At 70.7% G+C, this 19356-nt stretch carries 20 protein-coding genes; 16 read left to right on the forward strand and 4 right to left on the reverse strand.

Annotated features, from left to right (window positions below):
* The first annotated feature begins 15 nt into the window (after positions 1-15).
* The 7 genes from PIR02_06710 (at position 16) to PIR02_06740 (ending at position 6028) form a co-directional block, all read left to right on the forward strand.
* Entirely contained in the window at positions 16-1056 is a 1041-nt protein-coding gene (locus PIR02_06710; protein WZH38354.1) for a sugar phosphate isomerase, read from the forward strand.
* Positions 1057-1083: 27 nt separating this feature from the next.
* Positions 1084-1866, forward strand: coding sequence for a nuclear transport factor 2 family protein (locus PIR02_06715; GenBank protein ID WZH38355.1), 783 nt, complete (start codon positions 1084-1086; stop codon positions 1864-1866).
* A gap of 8 nt (positions 1867-1874) precedes the next feature.
* Entirely contained in the window at positions 1875-2291 is a 417-nt protein-coding gene (locus tag PIR02_06720) for a DUF6379 domain-containing protein (GenBank protein ID WZH38356.1), read from the forward strand.
* On the forward strand, positions 2291-3487 hold the full coding sequence (locus PIR02_06725) for a Gfo/Idh/MocA family oxidoreductase (GenBank protein WZH38357.1): 1197 nt from the start codon (positions 2291-2293) through the stop codon (positions 3485-3487). Before PIR02_06720 ends, PIR02_06725 begins: the two co-directional genes overlap by 1 nt.
* Before the next feature lie 11 nt (positions 3488-3498).
* Positions 3499-4503, forward strand: coding sequence for a sugar phosphate isomerase/epimerase (locus PIR02_06730; protein WZH38358.1), 1005 nt, complete (start codon positions 3499-3501; stop codon positions 4501-4503).
* Positions 4504-4506: 3 nt separating this feature from the next.
* Entirely contained in the window at positions 4507-5370 is an 864-nt protein-coding gene (locus PIR02_06735; protein WZH38359.1) for a ThuA domain-containing protein, read from the forward strand.
* 220 nt (positions 5371-5590) lie between these two features.
* The gene (locus tag PIR02_06740; protein ID WZH38360.1) at positions 5591-6028 is read left to right on the forward strand and encodes a GNAT family N-acetyltransferase; all 438 of its coding nucleotides are present in this window, start codon (positions 5591-5593) and stop codon (positions 6026-6028) included.
* A 100-nt stretch (positions 6029-6128) separates the two neighbouring features.
* Here PIR02_06740 and PIR02_06745 read toward each other — a convergent pair whose 3' ends face one another.
* From PIR02_06745 to PIR02_06760, 4 genes are all read right to left on the reverse strand, one after another.
* Positions 6129-7436 (reverse strand): cytochrome P450, encoded by a 1308-nt coding sequence (locus PIR02_06745; protein WZH38361.1) that lies wholly within the window; start codon positions 7434-7436, stop codon positions 6129-6131.
* 196 nt (positions 7437-7632) lie between these two features.
* Positions 7633-8655 (reverse strand): restriction endonuclease subunit R, encoded by a 1023-nt coding sequence (locus tag PIR02_06750; GenBank protein ID WZH38362.1) that lies wholly within the window; start codon positions 8653-8655, stop codon positions 7633-7635.
* Positions 8652-9065: a hypothetical protein gene (locus tag PIR02_06755; GenBank protein ID WZH38363.1), complete on the reverse strand. Its 414-nt coding sequence runs from the start codon at positions 9063-9065 to the stop codon at positions 8652-8654. Before PIR02_06755 ends, PIR02_06750 begins: the two co-directional genes overlap by 4 nt.
* Positions 9066-9149: 84 nt before the next feature.
* On the reverse strand, positions 9150-10418 hold the full coding sequence (locus tag PIR02_06760) for an ROK family protein (protein ID WZH38364.1): 1269 nt from the start codon (positions 10416-10418) through the stop codon (positions 9150-9152).
* A gap of 110 nt (positions 10419-10528) precedes the next feature.
* On the opposite strand from PIR02_06760, the gene PIR02_06765 reads away from it, so the two are divergent.
* From PIR02_06765 to PIR02_06805, 9 genes are all read left to right on the forward strand, one after another.
* On the forward strand, positions 10529-11575 hold the full coding sequence (locus tag PIR02_06765) for a Gfo/Idh/MocA family oxidoreductase (protein ID WZH38365.1): 1047 nt from the start codon (positions 10529-10531) through the stop codon (positions 11573-11575).
* Positions 11572-12300, forward strand: coding sequence for a hypothetical protein (locus PIR02_06770; protein WZH38366.1), 729 nt, complete (start codon positions 11572-11574; stop codon positions 12298-12300). The genes PIR02_06765 and PIR02_06770 overlap by 4 nt, the downstream gene beginning before the upstream one ends.
* Before the next feature lie 106 nt (positions 12301-12406).
* A complete protein-coding gene (locus tag PIR02_06775) occupies positions 12407-13423 on the forward strand; it encodes a VOC family protein (GenBank protein ID WZH38367.1) in 1017 nt (338 codons plus the stop codon).
* Positions 13424-13427: 4 nt separating this feature from the next.
* Complete coding sequence (locus PIR02_06780) at positions 13428-14372, forward strand: fumarylacetoacetate hydrolase family protein (protein WZH38368.1); 945 nt, start codon at positions 13428-13430, stop codon at positions 14370-14372.
* Positions 14369-15361 (forward strand): cyclase family protein, encoded by a 993-nt coding sequence (locus PIR02_06785; GenBank protein WZH38369.1) that lies wholly within the window; start codon positions 14369-14371, stop codon positions 15359-15361. Before PIR02_06780 ends, PIR02_06785 begins: the two co-directional genes overlap by 4 nt.
* Positions 15362-15397: 36 nt before the next feature.
* A complete protein-coding gene (locus PIR02_06790) occupies positions 15398-16531 on the forward strand; it encodes an FAD-dependent monooxygenase (GenBank protein ID WZH38370.1) in 1134 nt (377 codons plus the stop codon).
* Complete coding sequence (locus PIR02_06795; protein ID WZH38371.1) at positions 16528-17565, forward strand: amidohydrolase family protein; 1038 nt, start codon at positions 16528-16530, stop codon at positions 17563-17565. The genes PIR02_06790 and PIR02_06795 overlap by 4 nt, the downstream gene beginning before the upstream one ends.
* A complete protein-coding gene (locus PIR02_06800; protein ID WZH38372.1) occupies positions 17562-18533 on the forward strand; it encodes a fumarylacetoacetate hydrolase family protein in 972 nt (323 codons plus the stop codon). Before PIR02_06795 ends, PIR02_06800 begins: the two co-directional genes overlap by 4 nt.
* Positions 18530-19282 (forward strand): SDR family NAD(P)-dependent oxidoreductase, encoded by a 753-nt coding sequence (locus PIR02_06805; GenBank protein ID WZH38373.1) that lies wholly within the window; start codon positions 18530-18532, stop codon positions 19280-19282. Before PIR02_06800 ends, PIR02_06805 begins: the two co-directional genes overlap by 4 nt.
* Positions 19283-19356 lie beyond the last annotated feature (74 nt).

A 19356-nucleotide genomic window follows, 5' to 3' on the forward strand; every position in this document is an offset into this window, starting at 1 on the left:
CTCCGGGGCGACGACATGACGGACACCAACGGCATCGCCGGAACAGGCATCAAACTCGGCACGACGCTCTACTCCCTGACGAGCGAGTTCGCCGCCGGCCTCTACACGCCCGAGACCCTCATCAAAGAGGTGCACGACCAGGGCATCGGCCCCGGCGTCGAGTTCAACTTCGCGCAGCTGCTGCGCTCGTACCCCGATGTCGACGCCGACTTCGTGAAGCTGTGGTTCGACTCTCTCGAGAGGTACGGCCTCGAGGCCAGTGCCGTGGGCACGAACCTCGACATGGGGCGCCGCAAGGACCGGGATATGACGCCCGACGAGGAGCACGACTTCTTCGCTCGGCAGCTGAAGTCGGCGCACACGCTCGGCTTCAAGAGGGTGGTCATCCGCTCGGCCGGCAAGGAGCTGCTGCGCCGCCTCCTTCCTCTCGCCGAGAAGTACGACCAGAAGCTCGGCTACGAGATCCACGCGCCCTCCGGGCCCAATGACCCCAAGGTCGTCGAGATCCGCGAGGTCTACGAGGAGCTGGGAAGCGACCGCCTCGGGTTCACCGCCGACTTCTCCTCCACGATGCACTCGCTGTCGCCCACCCTGCTGCGCACGCTCGGGCAGATGGGCATGGACGAGAAGCACTTCTCCGTCATGGAGGAGATCTGGCACCAACCGACCCCCATGCATGTGCGCAACCAGACCTTCGAGGACTACCTCTCCGGGGAGGGCGTCGACTTCCTCCGCTTCGGGCCCTTCACGCGCCTCGCGTTCAACATGCACGGTCTCGTGGCCCCGGAGGAGTGGCTCGACATCATGCCGCAGATCTTCCACGTGCACGCGAAGTTCTACGACATCGGCGCCGACGGCGAAGAGCCCGCGATGGACATCCCGCGCATCGTGAAGCAGTTCGTGATCGGTGGGTACGAGGGCTATCTCTCCAGCGAGTGGGAGGGTCACGCCTTCAGCGACCTCGGCGAGAGCGATCCCATCGACCTCGTCAAGAAGCAGCACGCGCTCATGCGCCGGGCCATCGAAGACACCGTCTCGGCTCGTCAGCCGGCCTGAGATCCCACCACGTACAAAGGAGTAACCGTGTCGAACACCCCCACCGATGCATCCGTTTCCGAGCTCGTCGCCGAGGTGGCGCGCCTGCGCGAACAGGTCGAGGCCGCCCACGCCCTCGCGCAGCGCGCCGAGGACCGCGGGCAGGTCGAGAACCTCTTCAACCGCTACATGTTCCTGCACAACGCCTTCGAGGACGAGCAGATCATCCCGATGTGGGTGAAGGAGGGAACCGAGGGCATCCGCGCGCGGTACACCAACGCCGGTCAGTACACGACCTGGCAGAGCGTGACCGACTACCACCGCGGGCGCCCCCACCCCGAGGGAAAGCTCATCCTCCACACCACGAACACCCCGGTGATCGAGGTCGCCGCCGACGGGAAGACCGCCAAGGGCGTGTGGCTGATGGCCGGCACCGAGTCGGGCCTGACCGACCCCAAGGTGGCCGAGGCGTTCCCCGACATGTACTCGCCCGAGGAGGTGCTCGGCAAGAAGGTCTGGGCGCACTGGGTGTGGTGCAAGTACGCGATCGACTTCCTCAAGCAGGACGGCGAGTGGAAGTTCTGGAAGTTCCGCTGCTACGAACTGGCCCGTGCACCTTTCGAGGAGAACTGGGTGAGCTTCGGCCTGAAGAACCAGGGCGCGTTCGACCTCGACCTCATGTACTTCGGCGACGACGGCAAGCCCGTCTTCATGCCCCCGGCCGACGAGCCGGTACCGTCGACCAACCACCCGTACAGCCCCGAGACCACGCAGAAGCTCGAGCCCGCGCCGCCCGTGCCGCACGACCGCTTCACCGACACGTTCGCCTAGGAGCCCTCATGGCCACCCACAACTCCCTCTTCGCCGAGAAAGACGTGCGTCGCACCGACGACGGCCTGGCCGTCTCGGTGCAGCTGCCCTGGTATCGGAGCCTCTGGCTGTCGGCCGTCGACGATGTCGCGGTCTCGGTCAACGGCGTCGCGGTGCCGAAGGGCGACGTGCGCTTCTCGCTCGAAGGGCGCGAGTACCGCATCGAGAAGCTGCCGGAGCAGTCCGAGACGCTGTGGTTCGTCGCCGACCGCCCGGACGTGCTCATCCACCTCGACACCCCGCCCGCCGCGGGCGAGAAGGTGAGCGTCGAGGTGGTGCTGACCATGCGACTGCTGTACATGCAGATCATGCCGGGGGTCGACGGTGGACCCGGTCGCTACGTCACCAACCGGGTGCCGGTCGAGCGCGAACTGGTGCTGTCGTGATGACTCCCGCGCATCCCCTCCGAGTGGCGATGATCGGCTACGGCTTCATGGGCGCCGCCCACTCCGTGGGCTGGCGCCAGGCGCCGCGCATGTTCAACCTGCCCCGAGCGGTCGAGATGACCGTGGTGGTGGGCCGGAACGCGGATGCCGTGGCCTCGGCCGCGGAGAAGTGGGGCTGGGCCGAGTCGGCCACCGAGTGGCGCGAGGTCATCGGGCGCGACGACATCGACATCGTCGACATCGTCACCCCCGGTGACTCGCACGCCGAGATCGCCATCGCGGCGCTCGAGGCGGGCAAGCACGTGCTGTGCGAGAAGCCGCTGGCCAACACCGTGGCCGAGGCCGAGGCGATGGCCGAGGCGGCCGCGCGGGCGCGGGCCCGTGGCATCCGGTCGATGGTGGGCTTCACGTACCGTCGCGTGCCGGCCGTCACCCTGCTGCGCGACATGATCGCCGAGGGTGCGGTCGGCACCGTGCAGCAGGTGCGCGCGGCCTACCGGCAGGACTGGCTCGTCGATCCCGACATGCCGCTCGCGTGGCGCTTGCAGAAGGAGCACGCCGGATCCGGGGCGCTCGGCGACATCGGCGCGCACATCATCGATATGACGCAGTTCGTGACGGGCCTCGGCGTCGAACGGGTGTCGGGGACGATCGACACGATCGTGGCCGAGCGTCCGCTGCCCGCCGACGGCTCGATGGGGCTGTCGAAGGGAGCCGGCGCCGGCGAGACGGGGGCCGTGACCGTCGACGACGTCGCGATCTTCACGGGTCGCCTGTCCAACGGGGCGCTCGTCTCGTTCGAGGCGACCCGTTTTGCGACGGGCCGCAAGAACGCCCTCACCATCGAGGTGTCGGGCGACCGCGGGGCGCTCGCGTTCGACCTCGAAGACCTCAACAGCCTGCGCTTCTACGACCGCACGGCGCCCGAGGGACGCCAGGGCTTCACGCAGGTGCTGGTGACCGAGCCGCAGCATCCGTACGTCTCGGCGTGGTGGCCCGCGGGCCACATGCTCGGCTACGAGCATGGCTTCAGCCACCAGGTCGTCGATCTCGTCGGAGCGATCGACGCCGGCACTGACCCGCACCCCTCGTTCGAGGAGGGGCTCGCGGTGCAGCGGGTGCTCGACGCCGTCGAGCGCAGCTCCGCCGCTGACGCGACGTGGACGGACGTCGCATCCGCTGTCCCCGCTCTGTGAAAGGTTCTGTCATGGCCCGCCCGATCACCCTGTTCACCGGCCAGTGGGCCGACCTCCCCTTCGAAGAGGTCGCGCGCCTCGCCGGGGAGTGGGGCTACGACGGCCTCGAGATCGCCTGCTGGGGCGACCACATCGACGTCTCGCGCTGGGACGACGCCGCCTACGTGCAGTCGCGCCTCGACATCCTCGAGCGCAACGGCCTGAAGGTGTGGACGATCTCCAACCACCTCGTCGGCCAGGCCGTGTGCGACGACCCCATCGACGAGCGCCACCACGACATCGTGCCGCCGCGCGTCTGGGGCGACGGGGATGCCGAGGGCGTGCGGCAGCGCGCGGCTCAGGATCTCAAGGACACGGCGCGCTTCGCGGCGAAGCTCGGAGTGAAGACGGTCACCGGCTTCACGGGGTCGAGCATCTGGAAGTACGTCGCGATGTTCCCGCCCGCCTCCGACGCCATGATCGAGCGAGGGTACGCGGACTTCGCCGAGCGGTGGCATCCGATCCTCGACGTCTTCGAAGAGGTGGGCGTGCGCTTCGCGCTCGAGGTGCACCCCTCCGAGATCGCCTACGACTACTGGACGGCGAAGAAGACCCTGGAGGCCATCGGGCACCGGAAGAGCTTCGGGTTCAACTTCGACCCCTCGCACTTCGTCTGGCAGCAGCTGGACGCGGTGGCGTTCGTGCTGGATTTCGCGGAGCACATTCTCCACGTGCACTGCAAGGAGTCCACGACCAACCTCGACGGGCGCAACGGCGTGCTCGGCTCGCACCTGTCGTGGGACAACCCGCGCCGCGGCTGGACGTTCGTCTCGACCGGGCACGGCGACGTGCCGTGGGAGCCGCTCTTCCGCGCGCTGAACGCGATCGGCTACGACGGTCCGACGAGCGTCGAGTGGGAGGACGCCGGCATGGACCGCCTCGTGGGCGGGCCCGAGGCCCTGGCCTTCGTGCGCAAGCTCGGCGAGATCAGCCCTCCGCACCAGCTCTTCGACGCCGCGTTCTCGCAGAAGGGCTGAGCCGTGCTCAGCGTCCTCATCCTGTCGGGCCACATGACGGTCGAGCACGACAACGCCCACCGCAGCTTCCGCCTGCACAACCAGTGGATCACGACCCTGCTCGAGGACACCGGCCGCTTCACGGTCCGCGTCGTCGAAGACCCTCGCGGCCTGCCCGCGAGCGTGATCGACAGATACGACGTGCTCATCGTCATCTTCGAGGGCCGCGACGGCTACCACGACATGGCGACCGGCTTCGGTGCGGAGACGGATGCCGCGATCCTGCGCTTCGTCCATGACGAGGGCAAGGGCATCGTGTGGTTCCACGGCTCCGCCGTGCAAGAGGACCGCTGGGGCTACCCCGAGGAGTACAACGTCCTGCGCGGAGCCAAGCTCAGCGCGTGGGAGACGGGCCTGCGCCCCCGCCCGTGGGGCGAGGCGCAACTGCACACGACCGAGCCGCGTCATCCGATCACGGAGGGCATCACCGCCACGTGGACCGTCACCGGCGACGACATCCTCGTGGGCGTCGAGATGTACGAGGGCGCCCAGGTGCTGTTGACGACATTCGATGACCTCGAGGCGTACGAGAAGGCGCCGGTGTGGCCGATGTCGCACTACCCGGTCGACATCCCGCCCGAGGGCATTGCCGCTTTGCCCGGTATCAACACCGAGCAGCCGCTCGCGTGGATCAACGAGTACGGTGCGGGCCGGTCCTTCACCATCACGATCGGACACGACATCGACACCTTCCGCCGCATCGAGTTCATCCGGATGTTCCCGCGGGGCGTGGAGTGGGCGGCGACGGGCGAGGTCACGCTGACCGGCCCCGACCGCCGCGGCGATCGCCGCATCAACCCGTGGCCGTACTACAACGGCGAGGGGTGAGACGCGGCGCTGCGCTTCGGGGTGCGATGCGGTGCTGTGGGGCGCGGCGCCGCGCGCGACGCCGTGCCGGCAGCCATAAACGCGATTCACGCTCATAAACGCGAGCACGCGGCGTTTATGCATGCGGATCGCGTTTATGCGTGAGGGGAGGCGGGCGCGCTCGCGATCGGAACCGACGTGTCGTGACCGCCGCGCGACGCCGCCGCTATGGTCGTGGACCATGACGGATCACCCCGCGACGCCCACCGTGCAGACCGCCACCCTCGCCGACGTCGACGCCCTGCTGTCGTTCTGGGAGGTCGCCGGAGAGAACGACGCTCGCCCGAGCGACTCCGCCGCGGTCGTCGAGGCGCTGCTGCGTCGAGACCCTGACGCGGTGCTTCTCGTGCGGTCCGGAGGCCGCATCGTCGGCACCGTCATCGCGGGCTGGGACGGGTGGCGCGCCCACCTCTACCGTCTCGCCGTGCACCCCGACCACCGCCGACGGGGCATCGCCCAGGCCCTCCTCGACGCGGCCGAGGAACGCCTCCGTGCGCTCGGCGCGGGGCGCTTCGACGCCATGGTGCTCGAGGGCAACGACCTCGGCGCGTCCGCGTGGGCGGCGCGCGGGTACGAGCCGCAGTCGGAGTGGCGGCGCTGGGTGCGTCCTTCCCGCTGAGCCGCGGCATCCGTGTCACGAGGACAGGGGGTGCCACCGGAACAGGCCACTGCGGCGCTGATCGCCCTGTTTCCGTCGCGGAGCCTGTTCTCGTGACAGGTCAGCCGCGGTGGAACGGACAGCCCGACGGCGCGTCCGCGCGGCGCACCCGCCCGCCGGAACGGGGCTTGGTCGGCATCCGTCGCCCGTTGACGTCGAGGCCGTGGCCCGAGATGCGCAGGCGCGGGTCGCTGAGGACGGCGATGGATGCCGCGAGCCCGGCGATCGCGAGCTTCTCACCCGGGCAGCGGTGACCGGTCGGCACCTCGCCGCCGCCGTGGGGCACGAACGCGTGCAGCGCCTCGTAGTCGTCGACGCCGACGAAGCGCTCGGGGTCGAACGTCGAGGGCCGCTGCCACTCGCGCGCGTCGGTGTCGGTGCCCAGGATGTCGAGCACCACGCGGCCGCCCGCGGACACGCGCTCGCCGTCGAGCTCCACATCGGTCACGGCCCAGGCGGGGAGCATCGGCACGAAGGGGGCGGTGCGGCGGACCTCCTGCGCGAACGCCGTCGCGAGCGTTCCGCCCACGAGCGACCCGCGCTCGGCGGTCTCGGCGGCGATGCGCTCTCGCCACTCGGGTCGGTCGTGCAGCTCCTTCGCGGCGAAGGCGACGAAGCGCGAGACGGCGATCATCGGGCGGAAGCTGTTCTGCAGTTCGACTCCCGCGCGCTTCGCCGGGAGGAGCTCACCCGAACGGTCGCGGTGCCACGCCCACGCGTGCAGCGCGGTGCCCTCGGCGGGGTCGAGGGTACCCTCGCGCACCGCCTCGATCAGCTCGGCCGCATGCCGGTCGGACCACCGGCGGTTCAGCAGCGCGAGCGCGAACTCGGGGGAGTACGGCACGCCGAATCCGTCGACGATCTGCGCCTGCCTCTTCGCCCAGCGCGTCTGCGCGTCGGCGGTGCCCGGAATGCCGGCCCACCGCATGATGGCGCGCCCCAGGGCTCCGACGGCCGACTCGTACGCGGAGCGGTCACCGCCCGCGACCCACGCGTCGAGCTCGCCCTGCCACTGCCGCTCGAGTTCGGGGAGGAGGCGCTGCACTTCGGCGTCGTCGTAGAGCACGTCGACGAAGGTGGCCTTGCGGTGGCGGTGCTCGTCGCCGTCGAGGCTGTGCACCGAGCCGTGGCCGAAGAGCGACTCCTGGATGAACGCTGGCATTGCGCCGTGGCGGCGCACGAGCGTCTCGTCATAGAACACGCGCACGCCCTCCTCGCCGCGCACGAACAGGGCGTCACGTCCGAGCAGGCGGAACGGAACCGCCCGCGCACCGCGGTCGGCGCGGCGCCACAGGTGCGCTCCGAAGCCGTAGCCGCGGACCAGGAGTGAGAGCGAGTCGTCGCGGAGCAGGGCGAGGGGGGATGCCATGCCTCCACGGTTCCACGGGGGCGACAGGCGACCGAGGGGGCGGCGCGTGCCCGGCCCATGTGATACCGCGAGAGGGGCAGGCTTCCGTCGCCGCGCGGCAGCCGGAGTGGCTGGGCACGTCCCGCCCGCTGCGTCCCGAGGCATCCATGTCACGAGAACAGGAGATTGTGCCGAAACAGGTCGCCCGCGGCGCAGCTCACCCTGTTTCGGCGCGATCCCCTGTTCTCGACCGATCAGCGGCTGCGGGACGATCGGAGAGGATGCCGGCGGCCAGCGCGAGATGACGCGAGGTCGTCTCCCACGGGTCGTCGTCGAGCCATTCCTGGCCGCCCCACTCGCTGCAGAGCGTGCCGGTGAAACCCGTCGCGGCGAGGGCTGTGCCCACATCGCGAAGGGGGTCGGTGAGACGGCCGTCGTCGTCGTCGAGGTCCCAGAACTTCAGGTGCGCCGCCCCGAGGAGGGGGAGGACGGATGCCAGATCGTCCACCCGGGAACGCCCGAACCGCACGAGCAGGTTCATGGAGAGCGTGAGGACCGGTCCCGGCACCCCTCCGGAGCGCAGCAGGTCGATGACCGCGTCGTGGGTTGCGGGGTCGCGCCACTCGTCGCGGAGGCGTCGCACGAGGTCCGACGGGATGCCGCCGTGCTCGAGGCGTTCGAGGTAGGTCACCGGCAGGGCCGGCATGAGCATGCTGATGTCGAGCAACAGCCGCACGTGCGGGGTGTCGAGCTCGCCGATGCGGTCGTAGGCCTCCGGACGGGCGGCGGGCGTCTCGTGGCCCTGCGCCTCTTCGTAGAGCACGAGGTCCAGCTCCTCCAGCAGCGGCACGAGTCCCGCGAGCAGCGGCCCCGCCTGGCCGATCGGCAGACGGACCCCCGCGGCTCCCGCGCGAGCCGCCGCGCGGAGCTGCGGTTCGAGGAACGCCCGGCGCTCGGCATCCGTCCGCCGACGTCCGCGGTCGAACTCGTCGATGCTCACGCCGACGATGCTCACGCGCCCGCCCGCGGCGGCGAGCCGGTCGCGGAAGGCCTCGACCTCGCGCGTCGGCGGGGCAGGGAAGCCGCGCCACATCTGACCCAGCTCGATCTCGATGGCCGACGCGATTCCCCGTTCGACCAGCGTGAGCGCGAGCTCGGGGGCGGTGCGCTCGGCGCGGATCACCTCGGGGGTGAGGTTGAAGGCGCTGGCGGACAGGGTCCAACCCTCGGGGAGACTCACGCGGCCCCGCCGACGTCGAGGGAGACATTCTTCGCGCGGGCGCCGGTCTCGAGCGTCCGGGTGAAGCAGAACGGCAGCCGCAGCGGCTGATCGGGCCCGCCGGGCAGATACGGGATCTCGAGCCGGAACGACACCGACACCTCATGGATGCCGGGGGTCACGGCATCCGGAACCTCCAGCACCACGCGGTCCTGCAGGTACCACCAGTCGTCTTCCTCGACCAGCGCGGCGGCGGGCAGCCGGCGCTCGCCGAGGGCGACCGTGGGGGCGTGGTGGGCGCCGTCGATCACGACCTCGGGGTCGAGAAGGCCGGCGACGGGCAGCGAGCGGATCCAGGGCAGCGACAGGCGGATCTCGGTCGCGTCCCCGCGGGCGCGCAGCGCGTCATCGCGCAGAGCGGAAAGGGTCATGGCGGGCACGTCCTCGTGTCACAGCGCACCCCACGGCGCGCTTCCGCTCACAACTTACCGACTAATGTCGAAATACGGAAGAAGTCAGGCGCTCAGCCCGTGAACAGCGGCGACCGTCGGGCGCCCCTCGGCGAACCAGCGTGGAAGGCTCACCTCGAACAACTGCTCGAGGGCGAGGTCGACGCCGCCGCGCACCGGCTCGCGCGTGTCGTTCTCGCTCGTCTTGATCGAGAGATCGCGGGTCGCCAGCGGCAGGGAGAGCTCGTAGACGCGGTGGCGCACCTCCGCGAGGAACAGCTCTCCGGTCGACGCGACGGCCCCGCCGATGACGATGAGGCTCGGATTGAACATGTTCACCAGCGCGGCGACGGCCTCGCCGACCTGCCGAGCGGAGGCCTGCACGAGGGAGATGGCCAGGGCATCGCCTCTTCCGGCCGCGAGGGTGATCTTCTCGAGGCTGAGATCGTCGCCCGCGGCCACGCTGTCGGCGAGGGTCCCCGTGGCGCCGCCCTCGATCGCGGCGCGGGCGTCGCGTACGAGCGCCCATCCTCCGGCGACGGCCTCGAGGCACCCGACCTTGCCGCAGCGGCAGACCTGGGTGGCGCCCGGGACACGGACGTGACCCATGTCGCCCGCGGCGCCGTTCGCGCCGCGGTGCAGGCGCCCGTGCGATACGAGCCCCGCGCCGATGCCCGTGCCGACCTTGCAGTAGATGAGGTCGACCGCGTCCTCGCGCCGTCGCGCGCGCTCGCCGGCGGCGAGGAGGTTCACGTCGTTGTCGACCCACACGGGGGCGTCGTAGTGCTCCTCGAATGCGGCGCGCACGTCGTAGCCGTTCCATCCGGGCATGATCGGCGGAGCGACCGGGCGACCGGTCTCGAAGTCGACCGGACCGGGCAGGCCCACCACGATCGCCCACACGGGGGTCCCGTCGCCGGCGGCGAGGAGTTCGTCGACCATCGCCGTGGCGGTGACGAGGGTCTCCTCGGGGCCGCGAGCGATGTCCCAGACGCGGTGAGCCTCATCGAGGATCTCGCCGTCGAGGTCGGTCACGCCGACGTGAATGTGCAGGCCGCCGAGGGCGCACACGACGATGCGGCCGCGCTCGGCGCGGAAGCGCAGTGTGCGGGGTGCTCTGCCCCCGGAGGAGGGGGCGTACTCGGCATCCTCGAGGAAGCCCATCTCGACCGCGCGGTCGACGCGCTGGGCGACGACCCCGCGGCCGAGGCCCGTGACGCGACCGATCTCGGGGCGGGTCACGGCTTCGCCGAGACGAACCATGTTGACGATGCGCAAGAGGCTCGTGACCTCGTCGGTCTGCGCGCCGAAGCGGAGGGTGGACACGTTCGCCATGGGTTGATCTTCACATAAGAGGCGGTCTGTCCTGCTCGGAATGCGTCATCTATAGTTCGTGACGTGACAACTTCGGCATAAATCATGCCGAAGTGGGCGAGGGGGCCGACATGACATGGGGCGTGGGCATCATCGGATCGGGGCCCGGGGTGGCCGCCCTGCATGCGCCGACCCTTGCTCGCACGAGCGGCGACTTCCGCCTCGTGCATGTCAGCGACGCCGGGAGTGGGCGGGCCGCGGCGATCGCCGAGCGCTTCGGTGCACGCGCCTCCACGGGGACCGACACGCTCCTGGCCGACCCCGAGGTCGATGTGGTGGCGATCTGCAGCCCGCCCGCTCTCCACGCGGAGCACGTCCGGGCCAGTCTCGCCGCCGGTCGGCGAGCGATCTTCTGCGAGAAGCCGCTCGCCGACACCGCCGACGAGGCGGAGCGCATCGTGGCCGAATGCGCCGCGGTCGGGGCGCTGCTGGTCGTGGGCACGAACCACCTCTTCGACCCCGCATGGGTGCGGGCGACGCACCACCTGCACGCGCTCGAGGGGCGGATCTCGTCGGTCACCGTCACCCTGTGCCTCTCGCCGAACGACCGGTATCACGCGCTCACGATGGGAGAACCCCTCCCCGCGGCTCCACCCCCGAAGCGCCCGCCGCTCGACCTCGACGACCCGGAGCAGAGCGCGGTCATCGTGCGTCAGCTCGTCGCCGGGCTCGGCGTGCACGACCTCCCCCTCGTCCGCGATCTCGTGCCCGAGACCCCCGAGCTGCTCTGGGCGCGACCCGTGCCCCCGATCGGCTTCGACCTGGCGCTGCGCGCGAAGGAGGCCCTGGTGCGATTCACCACAGTGATGGTGCCCGACGGAGCGGATTCGCTCTGGCGAGTGAGTGTCACGACCGCCGGCGCCCGGGTCGAGGTGGAGTTTCCGCCGGCCTTCGTGCACGTCGGCGGCGCCCGGACGACGGTGCGCGATGCGCAGGGTGTGCAGACGGTGTACCCGATCGACCGTCGCGACGGCTACGAGGTGGAGTGGCGGGCGCTCGCGGCGCTGCTCCGGGGAGAGACGGCGATGGAGTATGACGAACTGCGCGCGGACGCGGTGTTCGTGATGGCGATCGCCGATGGTGCGGCCGAGGCCGTGCGGGCGGGGGTGGCGCGGTGAGAGACGTGTGGACGGACATCCCCGCCTACCGGGCTGCGGTGGCCGAGCTCGCGCCGCTGGTCCGGCTCGGCGGCGGTGCCGATGCCGTCCGCGTTGTCGCGGGCGGCGGTGCCTGGTGGGAGCATCTCACCGACGCCGTGGCGTTCGTCGTCGACGAGCCCGCCCCGGCATCCGTCGAGGTCCATGAGCGCCTGGCGCGGCTCACCACGCCGGTCGCCATCGTTCGTCGACGCGTGCGCCCCGACATCGTCGCCGACGCGGGAGCGGAGACGATTATTCCCCGCCACATCGTGGTCGACGCGTGGGGTGGACGAACGGATGCCACGGCGCTCCTGCGTGATGCGCTCGGGTGGGCGCGGGTCCTCGCCGGCGGTCCGGTGAGCGTCGTCGACCGCGCCGACACGACGACGGCGACGACCATCGCCCTGTGCGGGCCGGACGGCGTCGGCGCGAGCGTCACCCGCGCGATCGGCGGCGGAGTGGGCGGCGCACTGGTCGCTACGGCGCTCGGGCCGCGCCGTCTGGACGTGCGCGTGGATTCCGCGTCACCGCTCGCAGAGGTCGCGTTCGACGACGAGGACGGTCGCCGCATCCGGCCCGTCCGGCGGGAATCTCCGGAGCGTCTCGCACTGCGACGGATCCTGGATGCCGTCGACGTGGGCGCCGTGGTGAGCGACCTTGCCGAGTTGGCGGCCGACGACGTGATTCTCGGCTCAGACGGATAAGTCACACCGATACCCAGCATCCACGGAATCGGCTTCCCTGATACCGACTTCGGTCGGATAGTGGAAGAAGAGTCGGAACGACCCGATTCACCCGAAAGGATCGAAGATGATCAAGCTTCTCTCTCATCTGTCGTTCGTCGCGATCACGACTCCGGATGTCGAGGCGTCGGTGGACTTCTACGTCAACCAGGTGGGCCTCACCGAGGTCGCTCGCGAAGACGACCGCGTGTACCTCCGTTGCTGGGGTGATTACTACGCCTACTCCGTCGTCGTCGCCAAGGGCGACGAGCCCACTCTCGAGACGATGGCCTGGCGGACGTCCTCGGCCGAAGCGCTCGAGGAGGCTGCCAAGCGGGTGCAGGCCACCGGCATCGAGGGCGAGTGGTTCGAGGGCCGGGGCATCGGCCGCGCGTTCCGCTTCACCGGGCCGTTCGGTCACAACATGACCCTGCACTGGGACGTCGAGCGTCACCGCGCCGAACCGCACACCGCCTCGATATACCCCGACCGTCCCGAGAAGCGCAGCCCCGTCGCCGGCGCCCCGCGCCAGCTCGACCACGTCACCGTCGCCACGCAAGACGTCGACGCGTTCGTGCAGTGGTACGTCGACACTCTCGGCTTCCGCTTCATGGCGCGCACGGTTCTCGACGAGGCGCCCATCTCGGTGTTCTCGGTGCTCACGACGAACGAGAAGTCGCACGACCTCGGCGTCGTGCTCGACGGCTCGACTCGCGCCGGCCGCATCAACCACTACGCCTTCTGGGTCGACACCCGCGAAGAGCTCCTCATCGCCGCCGACACCCTCATGGAGAACGGCATCCCGATCGAGTACGGCCCCAACATCCACGGCATCGGCGAGCAGACGTTCCTCTACTACCGCGAGCCCTCCAGCCTGCGTATCGAGCTGAACACCGGCGGCTACCGCAACTACGTGCCCGACTGGGAGGCCAACACCTGGAAGCCCTCGCAGGGATCGAACAACTTCTACCGAAACGGCCGGATGCCGATGTCGATGACCGAGTCGTTCCCGGCCGCCGACGGCCCCAGTGCCACCGAAGAGGGCGTGCCCGACGAGATCAAGGACGCGCTGCTCAACCCGTACGCCGTCGAAGGCCGGGGCTGACATCATGACCGCCCCCTACGCTCTCGCCCGTTTCCGCGACGGGGATGCCGTGCACGTCGGCCTCGTGGCCGGCGACCGCATCCGCGAGCTGACCGCCGACGAGCTCGGGGGCGGTCTGAACGCCTTCCTCGCCGACCCCGACTGGGATCGGATCGCCGCCCTGGCGGAGGCACCGGGGGAGTGGCATCCGCTCTCCGACGTCACCCTCACGGCCCCGGTCGAGCCGCGCCAGGTGCTGCAGACCGGCGCCAACTACCGCCAGCACGTCATCGAGCTGGTGGCCGCGGGCCTCACGCAGAACACCGACCGCACGCCCGAAGAGGCGCGCGCGTTCGCCGCCGACATGATGGACGAGCGCGCTCGCAGCGGCGAGCCGTACTTCTTCATCGGGCTCACGGCGTGCGTGGTGGGCGACGACGTCCCGCTCGTGCTGCCGGCGTACAGCGAGGTCCACGACTGGGAACTGGAGCTCGCCGTCGTCATCGGGCGCGAGGCGTTCCGCGTCTCGCGCGAGGAGGCGCTCGACCACGTCGCCGGGTACACGATCGTCAACGACGTCACCACGCGCGACCTCGTCTTCCGCAAAGACATGAAGGAGATCGGCACCGACTGGTACCGGGCCAAGAACGCGCCCGGGTTCCTGCCGACCGGACCTCTCCTCGTGCCCGCGCGCTTCGTCGACCCGGCCGACACCCCGGTGCGCCTCGAGCTGAACGGCCAGGTGATGCAGGATGCCTCGACCTCCGACCTCCTGTTCGACGTGCCGGCGCTCATCGCGGCGGCCTCCCAGACCCACCCGCTCCTCCCCGGCGACCTGCTGCTCACCGGCAGCCCCGCCGGCAACGGGCAGCACTGGAAGAGGTTCCTGCGCGACGGCGACGTGATGACCGGAACCATCGGGACGCTCGGCACGCAGGTCGTGCGGTGCGTGGCGGAGGGGGCGTCGTGACCGTTCCCTCCGAGAACCCCGCCGACCTCGACCGGCAGAACCCCGAGGCCGAGATCGCCGCGCGTGCAGAGACCTTCCGCAACTGGGGGCGTTGGGGCGACGACGACGTGCTCGGCACGCTCAACTTCATCGACGCCGACAAGCGCCGCCAGGCCGCGGCCCTCGTCCGTGACGGCATCTCGATCTCGCTCTCGCAGCGCTTCGACACCGACGGCCCGCAGAAGGGCTGGCGCCGGCGCACCAACCCGGTGCACACGATGACCGACACGGGAACGGATGCCGAGCGCGGCAACCAGGGCTTCCCGCACGGCATCGGCGGCGCCGACGACGTCATCGCAATGCCTCTGCAGTGCTCGACGCAGTGGGACGGCCTCGGTCACATCTTCGACCATGGCTTCGCATGGAACGGCCGTCGCGCGGGCGACGTCGTCACGAGCGACGGCGACCTCGTCACCGGCATCGAGCACGCCGCCGACGTGATCGTCTCGCGCGGCGTGCTGCTCGACGTCGGCCGCCACCTCGCCCCGGACACGGGCGAGCTCGCCGACGGGTACGCGATCACCGTCGCCGACCTCGAGGCCTGCGCCGCGGCGGAGGGCGTCGAGGTGGGTCGCGGCGACATCGTGCTCGTGCGCACCGGCCACTACACCCGCGCGCACCGAGAGGGCTGGGGCGACTACGCCGGTGGGCCCGCCCCCGGCCTCTCGCTCACCACGGCCGGATGGCTGCACCGCACCGAGATCGCCGCGATCGCGACGGACACCTGGGGCTTCGAGGTGCGCCCGAACGAGTTCGACGTGCCGGCGTTCCAACCGCTGCATCAGGTCGTCATCCCCAACATGGGGCTGACGATCGGGGAGATGTGGAATCTCGACGCGCTCGCCGCTGCGTGTGCCGATGCGCGACGCTGGGAGTTCCTCCTCTCGGCCCCGCCGCTGCCGATCACCGGGGCCGTCGGGTCGCCGGTGAATCCACTGGCTCTGCTGTAAACCGAATCCCCCGTCCCAGAACAGAGAGGTTCTGACATGACCGCCGTTCAGAAAGTCGCGATCGCCGGAGCCGGCGTCGCGGGCCTTGCCACCGCCATCTTCCTCGCCAAGGCCGGCGTCGAGGTCGACCTCTACGACGCCCAGCCGGCGCTGTCCACGCGCGGCTCGGGCATCACCCTCCAGGGCAACGCCCTCCGCGTCTTCGACGAACTCGGCGTGTGGGACGAGGTCGCCGCTGCCGGAAAGGCGTTCGAAGGTCTCAACCTGCGTGCTCCCGGCCCCGGTGCCCCCGTCGTCGCGGCCCTGCCCGACCTCAAGACCGGCGGCCCCGACTACCCCTCCACGATGGGCATGTCGCGTCCCGACCTGGCCCGCATCCTGCTGGCCGAGGCGGAGCGCTCCGGTGCCCGCGTGCACTTCGGCACGCGTGTCACGGGCGTCTCGCAGACCGACGACGGCGTGGAGGTCGAGGTGGATGGCGAACCCGCGGGCGCGTTCGACCTGCTCGTCGGCGCCGACGGCCTGCACTCGGCGGTGCGCGAGATGATCGGCATCCACGTGACTCCCGAGCAGACCGGCATGGGCATCTGGCGCACGTTCGTGTCGCTGCCGCCCGACGTCGACCGCAGCGAGCTGTACTACGGCGGCCCGATGTACATCGCCGGCTACACGCCCACCGGCGACGACACCATGTACGCCTTCCTCGTCGAGGCAGCGCAAGACCGCTCGCACGTCTCGCCCGAGGAGGCGCGGCGCATCATGGTGGAGCAGTCGCGCGCGTACGACGGCCCGTGGAACCACATCCGTGCCGACATCGAGGCCGGCGCCGACGCGAACTACACGTGGTTCACGCGCCACCTCGTCGAGGCGCCGTGGAACCGCGGTCGCGCCGTCGTGATCGGCGACGCCGCGCACAGCTGCCCGCCCACGATCGCCCAGGGTGCAGCCCAGGGTCTCGAGGACGCGGCGGTGCTGAGCGAGCTTCTCGTGCAGCGGGATGCCGTCGACCAGGGGCTGTGGGATGCCTTCCACGAGCGCCGGGTGGCGCGGGCGAAGGCGATCGTCGACGCCTCGGTGCAGCTCGGCCAGTGGCAGCTCGACGGCGTCCGCGACGCCGACATGGGCGGCCTCATGTTCGGCGTGGCCCAGCTGACGGCGGCCCGCGCATGAGCCTCGGAGACGACGGCGCCGCCACGGACGAGGTCACCGACGTCCACGCCCACCTGCTCATGCCGGGACTGCATGCCGAGGTCGAGCGTCGCGTGCCCGACGAGGTGCAGGCGGCGGCCGATCTCGAGCTGCGCCGTAACGGACTGGCGAGCCTGCAGGCGTCGGGGCGCATGATCGGCGAGCGCTTCCCGCGGCTGACCGACGTGCGCGCTCGCCTCGAGACGATGGACGCGCAGGGCGTCGACCGGCAGTGGGTCAGCCCGTCTCCGAACCACTTCTACCCGTGGGCGAACGAGGGCCTCGCGACGTGGGCCACCGGCGAGGCGAACCGCCTCGTCGCCGAGCACGTCGCGCAGGCGCCCGACCGCCTCGTCGGTCTCGGTGTCGTCCCGCTCCAGCACCCGCAGCTCGTCGTCGACGCCCTCGACGACGCCGTCCTCGGACGCGGTCTCGCGGGCGTGGAGATCTCGTCCTTCGCGGGCGACGTCGAGCTCAGCGACGAGCGGCTCGAGCCCTTCTGGGCGCGGGCGGCCGAGCTGCGCGCCGTCGTCTTCCTGCACCCCTTCGGCTGCTCCCTCGACGAGCGGCTCGACCGCTTCTACCTGTCGAACACGGTCGGTCAGCCCACCGAGAACGCCGTGGCCCTGTCGCACCTCATCTTCGCGGGCGTGCTCGACCGGCATCCGGGCCTTCGGTTGATCGCCGCTCACGGTGGGGGCTATCTGCCGACCGCGATCGGACGATCCGACCGCGCATGGCGCGTGCGCCCCGAGGCGCGGGGCTGCGCTCATGCACCGTCGACCTACCTGTCGAAGCTGTGGTTCGACACCGTCGTGCACGACGAGCGAGCCCTCCGCTGGCTGGTCGAGGCCGCGGGCGCCGACCGGGTGCTGCTCGGCAGTGACTTCCCGTTCGACATGGGTCTCGACGAGCCCGTCGCGTTCGTGCGCGGCGCGGGCCTTGCCGAGACGGACGTCGCCCGCATTCTGGGCGGCAACGCCGCGGAGCTGCTGCGCACCCGGGTGCACGCGTGAGGATCGCGCGCTGGGCCGACGGGGCCGACGTGGGCGAAGGGTTCGTCGTCGGCTCCGAGGTCGTGCCGTTCCCCGACGGCCTGCGGGTCGCCGAGGTGCTCGCGCAGGGGCTTCCAGCGGCTTCGGCGCTGTTCGACCGGCGCGATTCCGCGGCGGCCCGGCCGCTCGCCGAGGTGCGCCTGCTCGCTCCGCTCGTGCCGGCGTCGATCCGCGACTTCGTGGCGTTCGAGGAGCACGTGGAGGGCGTGAGCGCTTCGGTCGACGGCAAGAGCGAGGTCGTGCCCGAGTGGTACGAGGCGCCGACGTTCTACTTCACCAACCCCCACACCGTGCGGGCGACCGGTGACGTCGTCGCGATCCCCGAGACGCAGCGCCTCGACGTCGAGCTCGAACTCGCCGTCGTCATCGGGGCGGTTCCCGGTTCCGACGGCGAGAACCTGGATGCCGACTCCGCCGCCGCCCACATCTTCGGCTACACGGTCATGAACGACTGGTCGGCGCGCGACCTGCAGTCCCGCGAGATGAAGGTGCGCCTGGGGCCGGCGAAGGGCAAGGACTTCGCGATGACGCTCGGCCCGTGGATCGTCACGGCCGACGAGCTCGAGCCGTTCCTCGACGCCGACGGCTTCCTCGCCGTGCGCGCCGAGCTGTTCGTCAACGGCGAGCTCATCGGGCACGACCTCGTGTCGAACATGGGCTGGCCCTTTCCCGAACTCGTCGCCTATGCGGCGCGCAATTCCGTCGTCGTGCCGGGTGATGTGCTCGGCTCGGGCACGGTCGGCAACGGCGGCTGCCTCGGCGAGCTCTGGGGTCGCCGCGGCGGTCTCGACCCGCGACCACTCGAGCCCGGCGACGAGGTGCGCCTGGTGATCGAGGGCGTCGGCGAGGTCGTCAATGTCGTCGGGGAGCGCGTGGCCGCCCCGCCGGTGCGGCGGGCACGCGCGCGGACGCGGGCGCGCACGAGATGAGCACCCCCGGTCTCACCGGGAACCTCTTCGTCGTCACGGGCGCCGCGGGCGGTCAGGGGGCCGAAGAGGCACTCACCCTCGCCCGTGCGGGGGCCGAGGTCATCGCGGTCGATGTGGCCGACGACGCGCCGGACCTCGCCGCCGGGGATGGGATCACCTACCGCCGCCTCGACGTCTCCTCCGAGGAGGACTGGGCCGAGCTCGCCGCGTCGCTCGAGGGCCGGCCGGTACGGGGCCTCGTCAACAACGCGGGCATCACCCACCGCGCCCGCATCGGCGCACTGCGCCGTGCGGACTGGGACCGCGTGTTCTCCGTCAACGTCACGGGGGCGATGCTCGGCATCCAGGCCCTTCTCCCCTCGATGGATGCCGGATCCTCGATCGTCAACATCGGCTCGGTCGCGGGACTCACCGGGCACTACACGGCCGCGTACACGGCGAGCAAGTGGGCGCTCCGGGGCCTCACGCACGCGTGCGTCACGGAGCTCGGGCCGCGTGGCATCCGCGTCAATCTCGTGCATCCGGGGTTCGTCGACACGGCCATGACCGCGAGCGCACCGCCCGCGTTCCGGGCGGCGAACGAGTCGATCATCCCGCTCGGGCGGGCGGGCGTCCCGGAAGAGGTCGCCCAGATCGTCGCCTTCCTCCTGTCGGATGCCGCGAGCTTCCTCACCGGCGCCGAGATCGGCGTCGACGGCGGGCAGACGTTCTCGGGTGCGGCGACGGTGCTGTCGAGCGCCCTTCGCTAATGTTGAAAATCGACATAAGTCCGCTATGATGAGGGGGACGTCGGGGCTGGATCAGCCCGTTCGCCCGGTGAGGG

The organism is Microbacterium enclense (assembly GCA_038182865.1).
In the GTDB taxonomy this organism is placed as follows: Bacteria; Actinomycetota; Actinomycetes; order Actinomycetales; family Microbacteriaceae; genus Microbacterium; species Microbacterium enclense_B.

What these genes read in the sequence shown, in the direction of transcription:
- PIR02_06725 (WZH38357.1), top strand. Translation starts at nt 2,291, where the DNA reads ATGACTCCCGCGCATCCCCTCCGAGTGGCGATGATCGGCTACGGCTTC.
- PIR02_06790 (WZH38370.1), top strand. Translation starts at nt 15,398, where the DNA reads ATGACCGCCGTTCAGAAAGTCGCGATCGCCGGAGCCGGCGTCGCGGGC.
- PIR02_06765 (WZH38365.1), top strand. Translation starts at nt 10,529, where the DNA reads ATGACATGGGGCGTGGGCATCATCGGATCGGGGCCCGGGGTGGCCGCC.
- PIR02_06775 (WZH38367.1), top strand. Translation starts at nt 12,407, where the DNA reads ATGATCAAGCTTCTCTCTCATCTGTCGTTCGTCGCGATCACGACTCCG.
- PIR02_06755 (WZH38363.1), bottom strand. Translation starts at nt 9,065, where the DNA reads ATGACCCTTTCCGCTCTGCGCGATGACGCGCTGCGCGCCCGCGGGGAC.
- PIR02_06740 (WZH38360.1), top strand. Translation starts at nt 5,591, where the DNA reads ATGACGGATCACCCCGCGACGCCCACCGTGCAGACCGCCACCCTCGCC.
- PIR02_06710 (WZH38354.1), top strand. Translation starts at nt 16, where the DNA reads ATGACGGACACCAACGGCATCGCCGGAACAGGCATCAAACTCGGCACG.
- PIR02_06780 (WZH38368.1), top strand. Translation starts at nt 13,428, where the DNA reads ATGACCGCCCCCTACGCTCTCGCCCGTTTCCGCGACGGGGATGCCGTG.
- PIR02_06795 (WZH38371.1), top strand. Translation starts at nt 16,528, where the DNA reads ATGAGCCTCGGAGACGACGGCGCCGCCACGGACGAGGTCACCGACGTC.
- PIR02_06760 (WZH38364.1), bottom strand. Translation starts at nt 10,418, where the DNA reads ATGGCGAACGTGTCCACCCTCCGCTTCGGCGCGCAGACCGACGAGGTC.
- PIR02_06720 (WZH38356.1), top strand. Translation starts at nt 1,875, where the DNA reads ATGGCCACCCACAACTCCCTCTTCGCCGAGAAAGACGTGCGTCGCACC.
- PIR02_06730 (WZH38358.1), top strand. Translation starts at nt 3,499, where the DNA reads ATGGCCCGCCCGATCACCCTGTTCACCGGCCAGTGGGCCGACCTCCCC.
- PIR02_06805 (WZH38373.1), top strand. Translation starts at nt 18,530, where the DNA reads ATGAGCACCCCCGGTCTCACCGGGAACCTCTTCGTCGTCACGGGCGCC.
- PIR02_06745 (WZH38361.1), bottom strand. Translation starts at nt 7,436, where the DNA reads ATGGCATCCCCCCTCGCCCTGCTCCGCGACGACTCGCTCTCACTCCTG.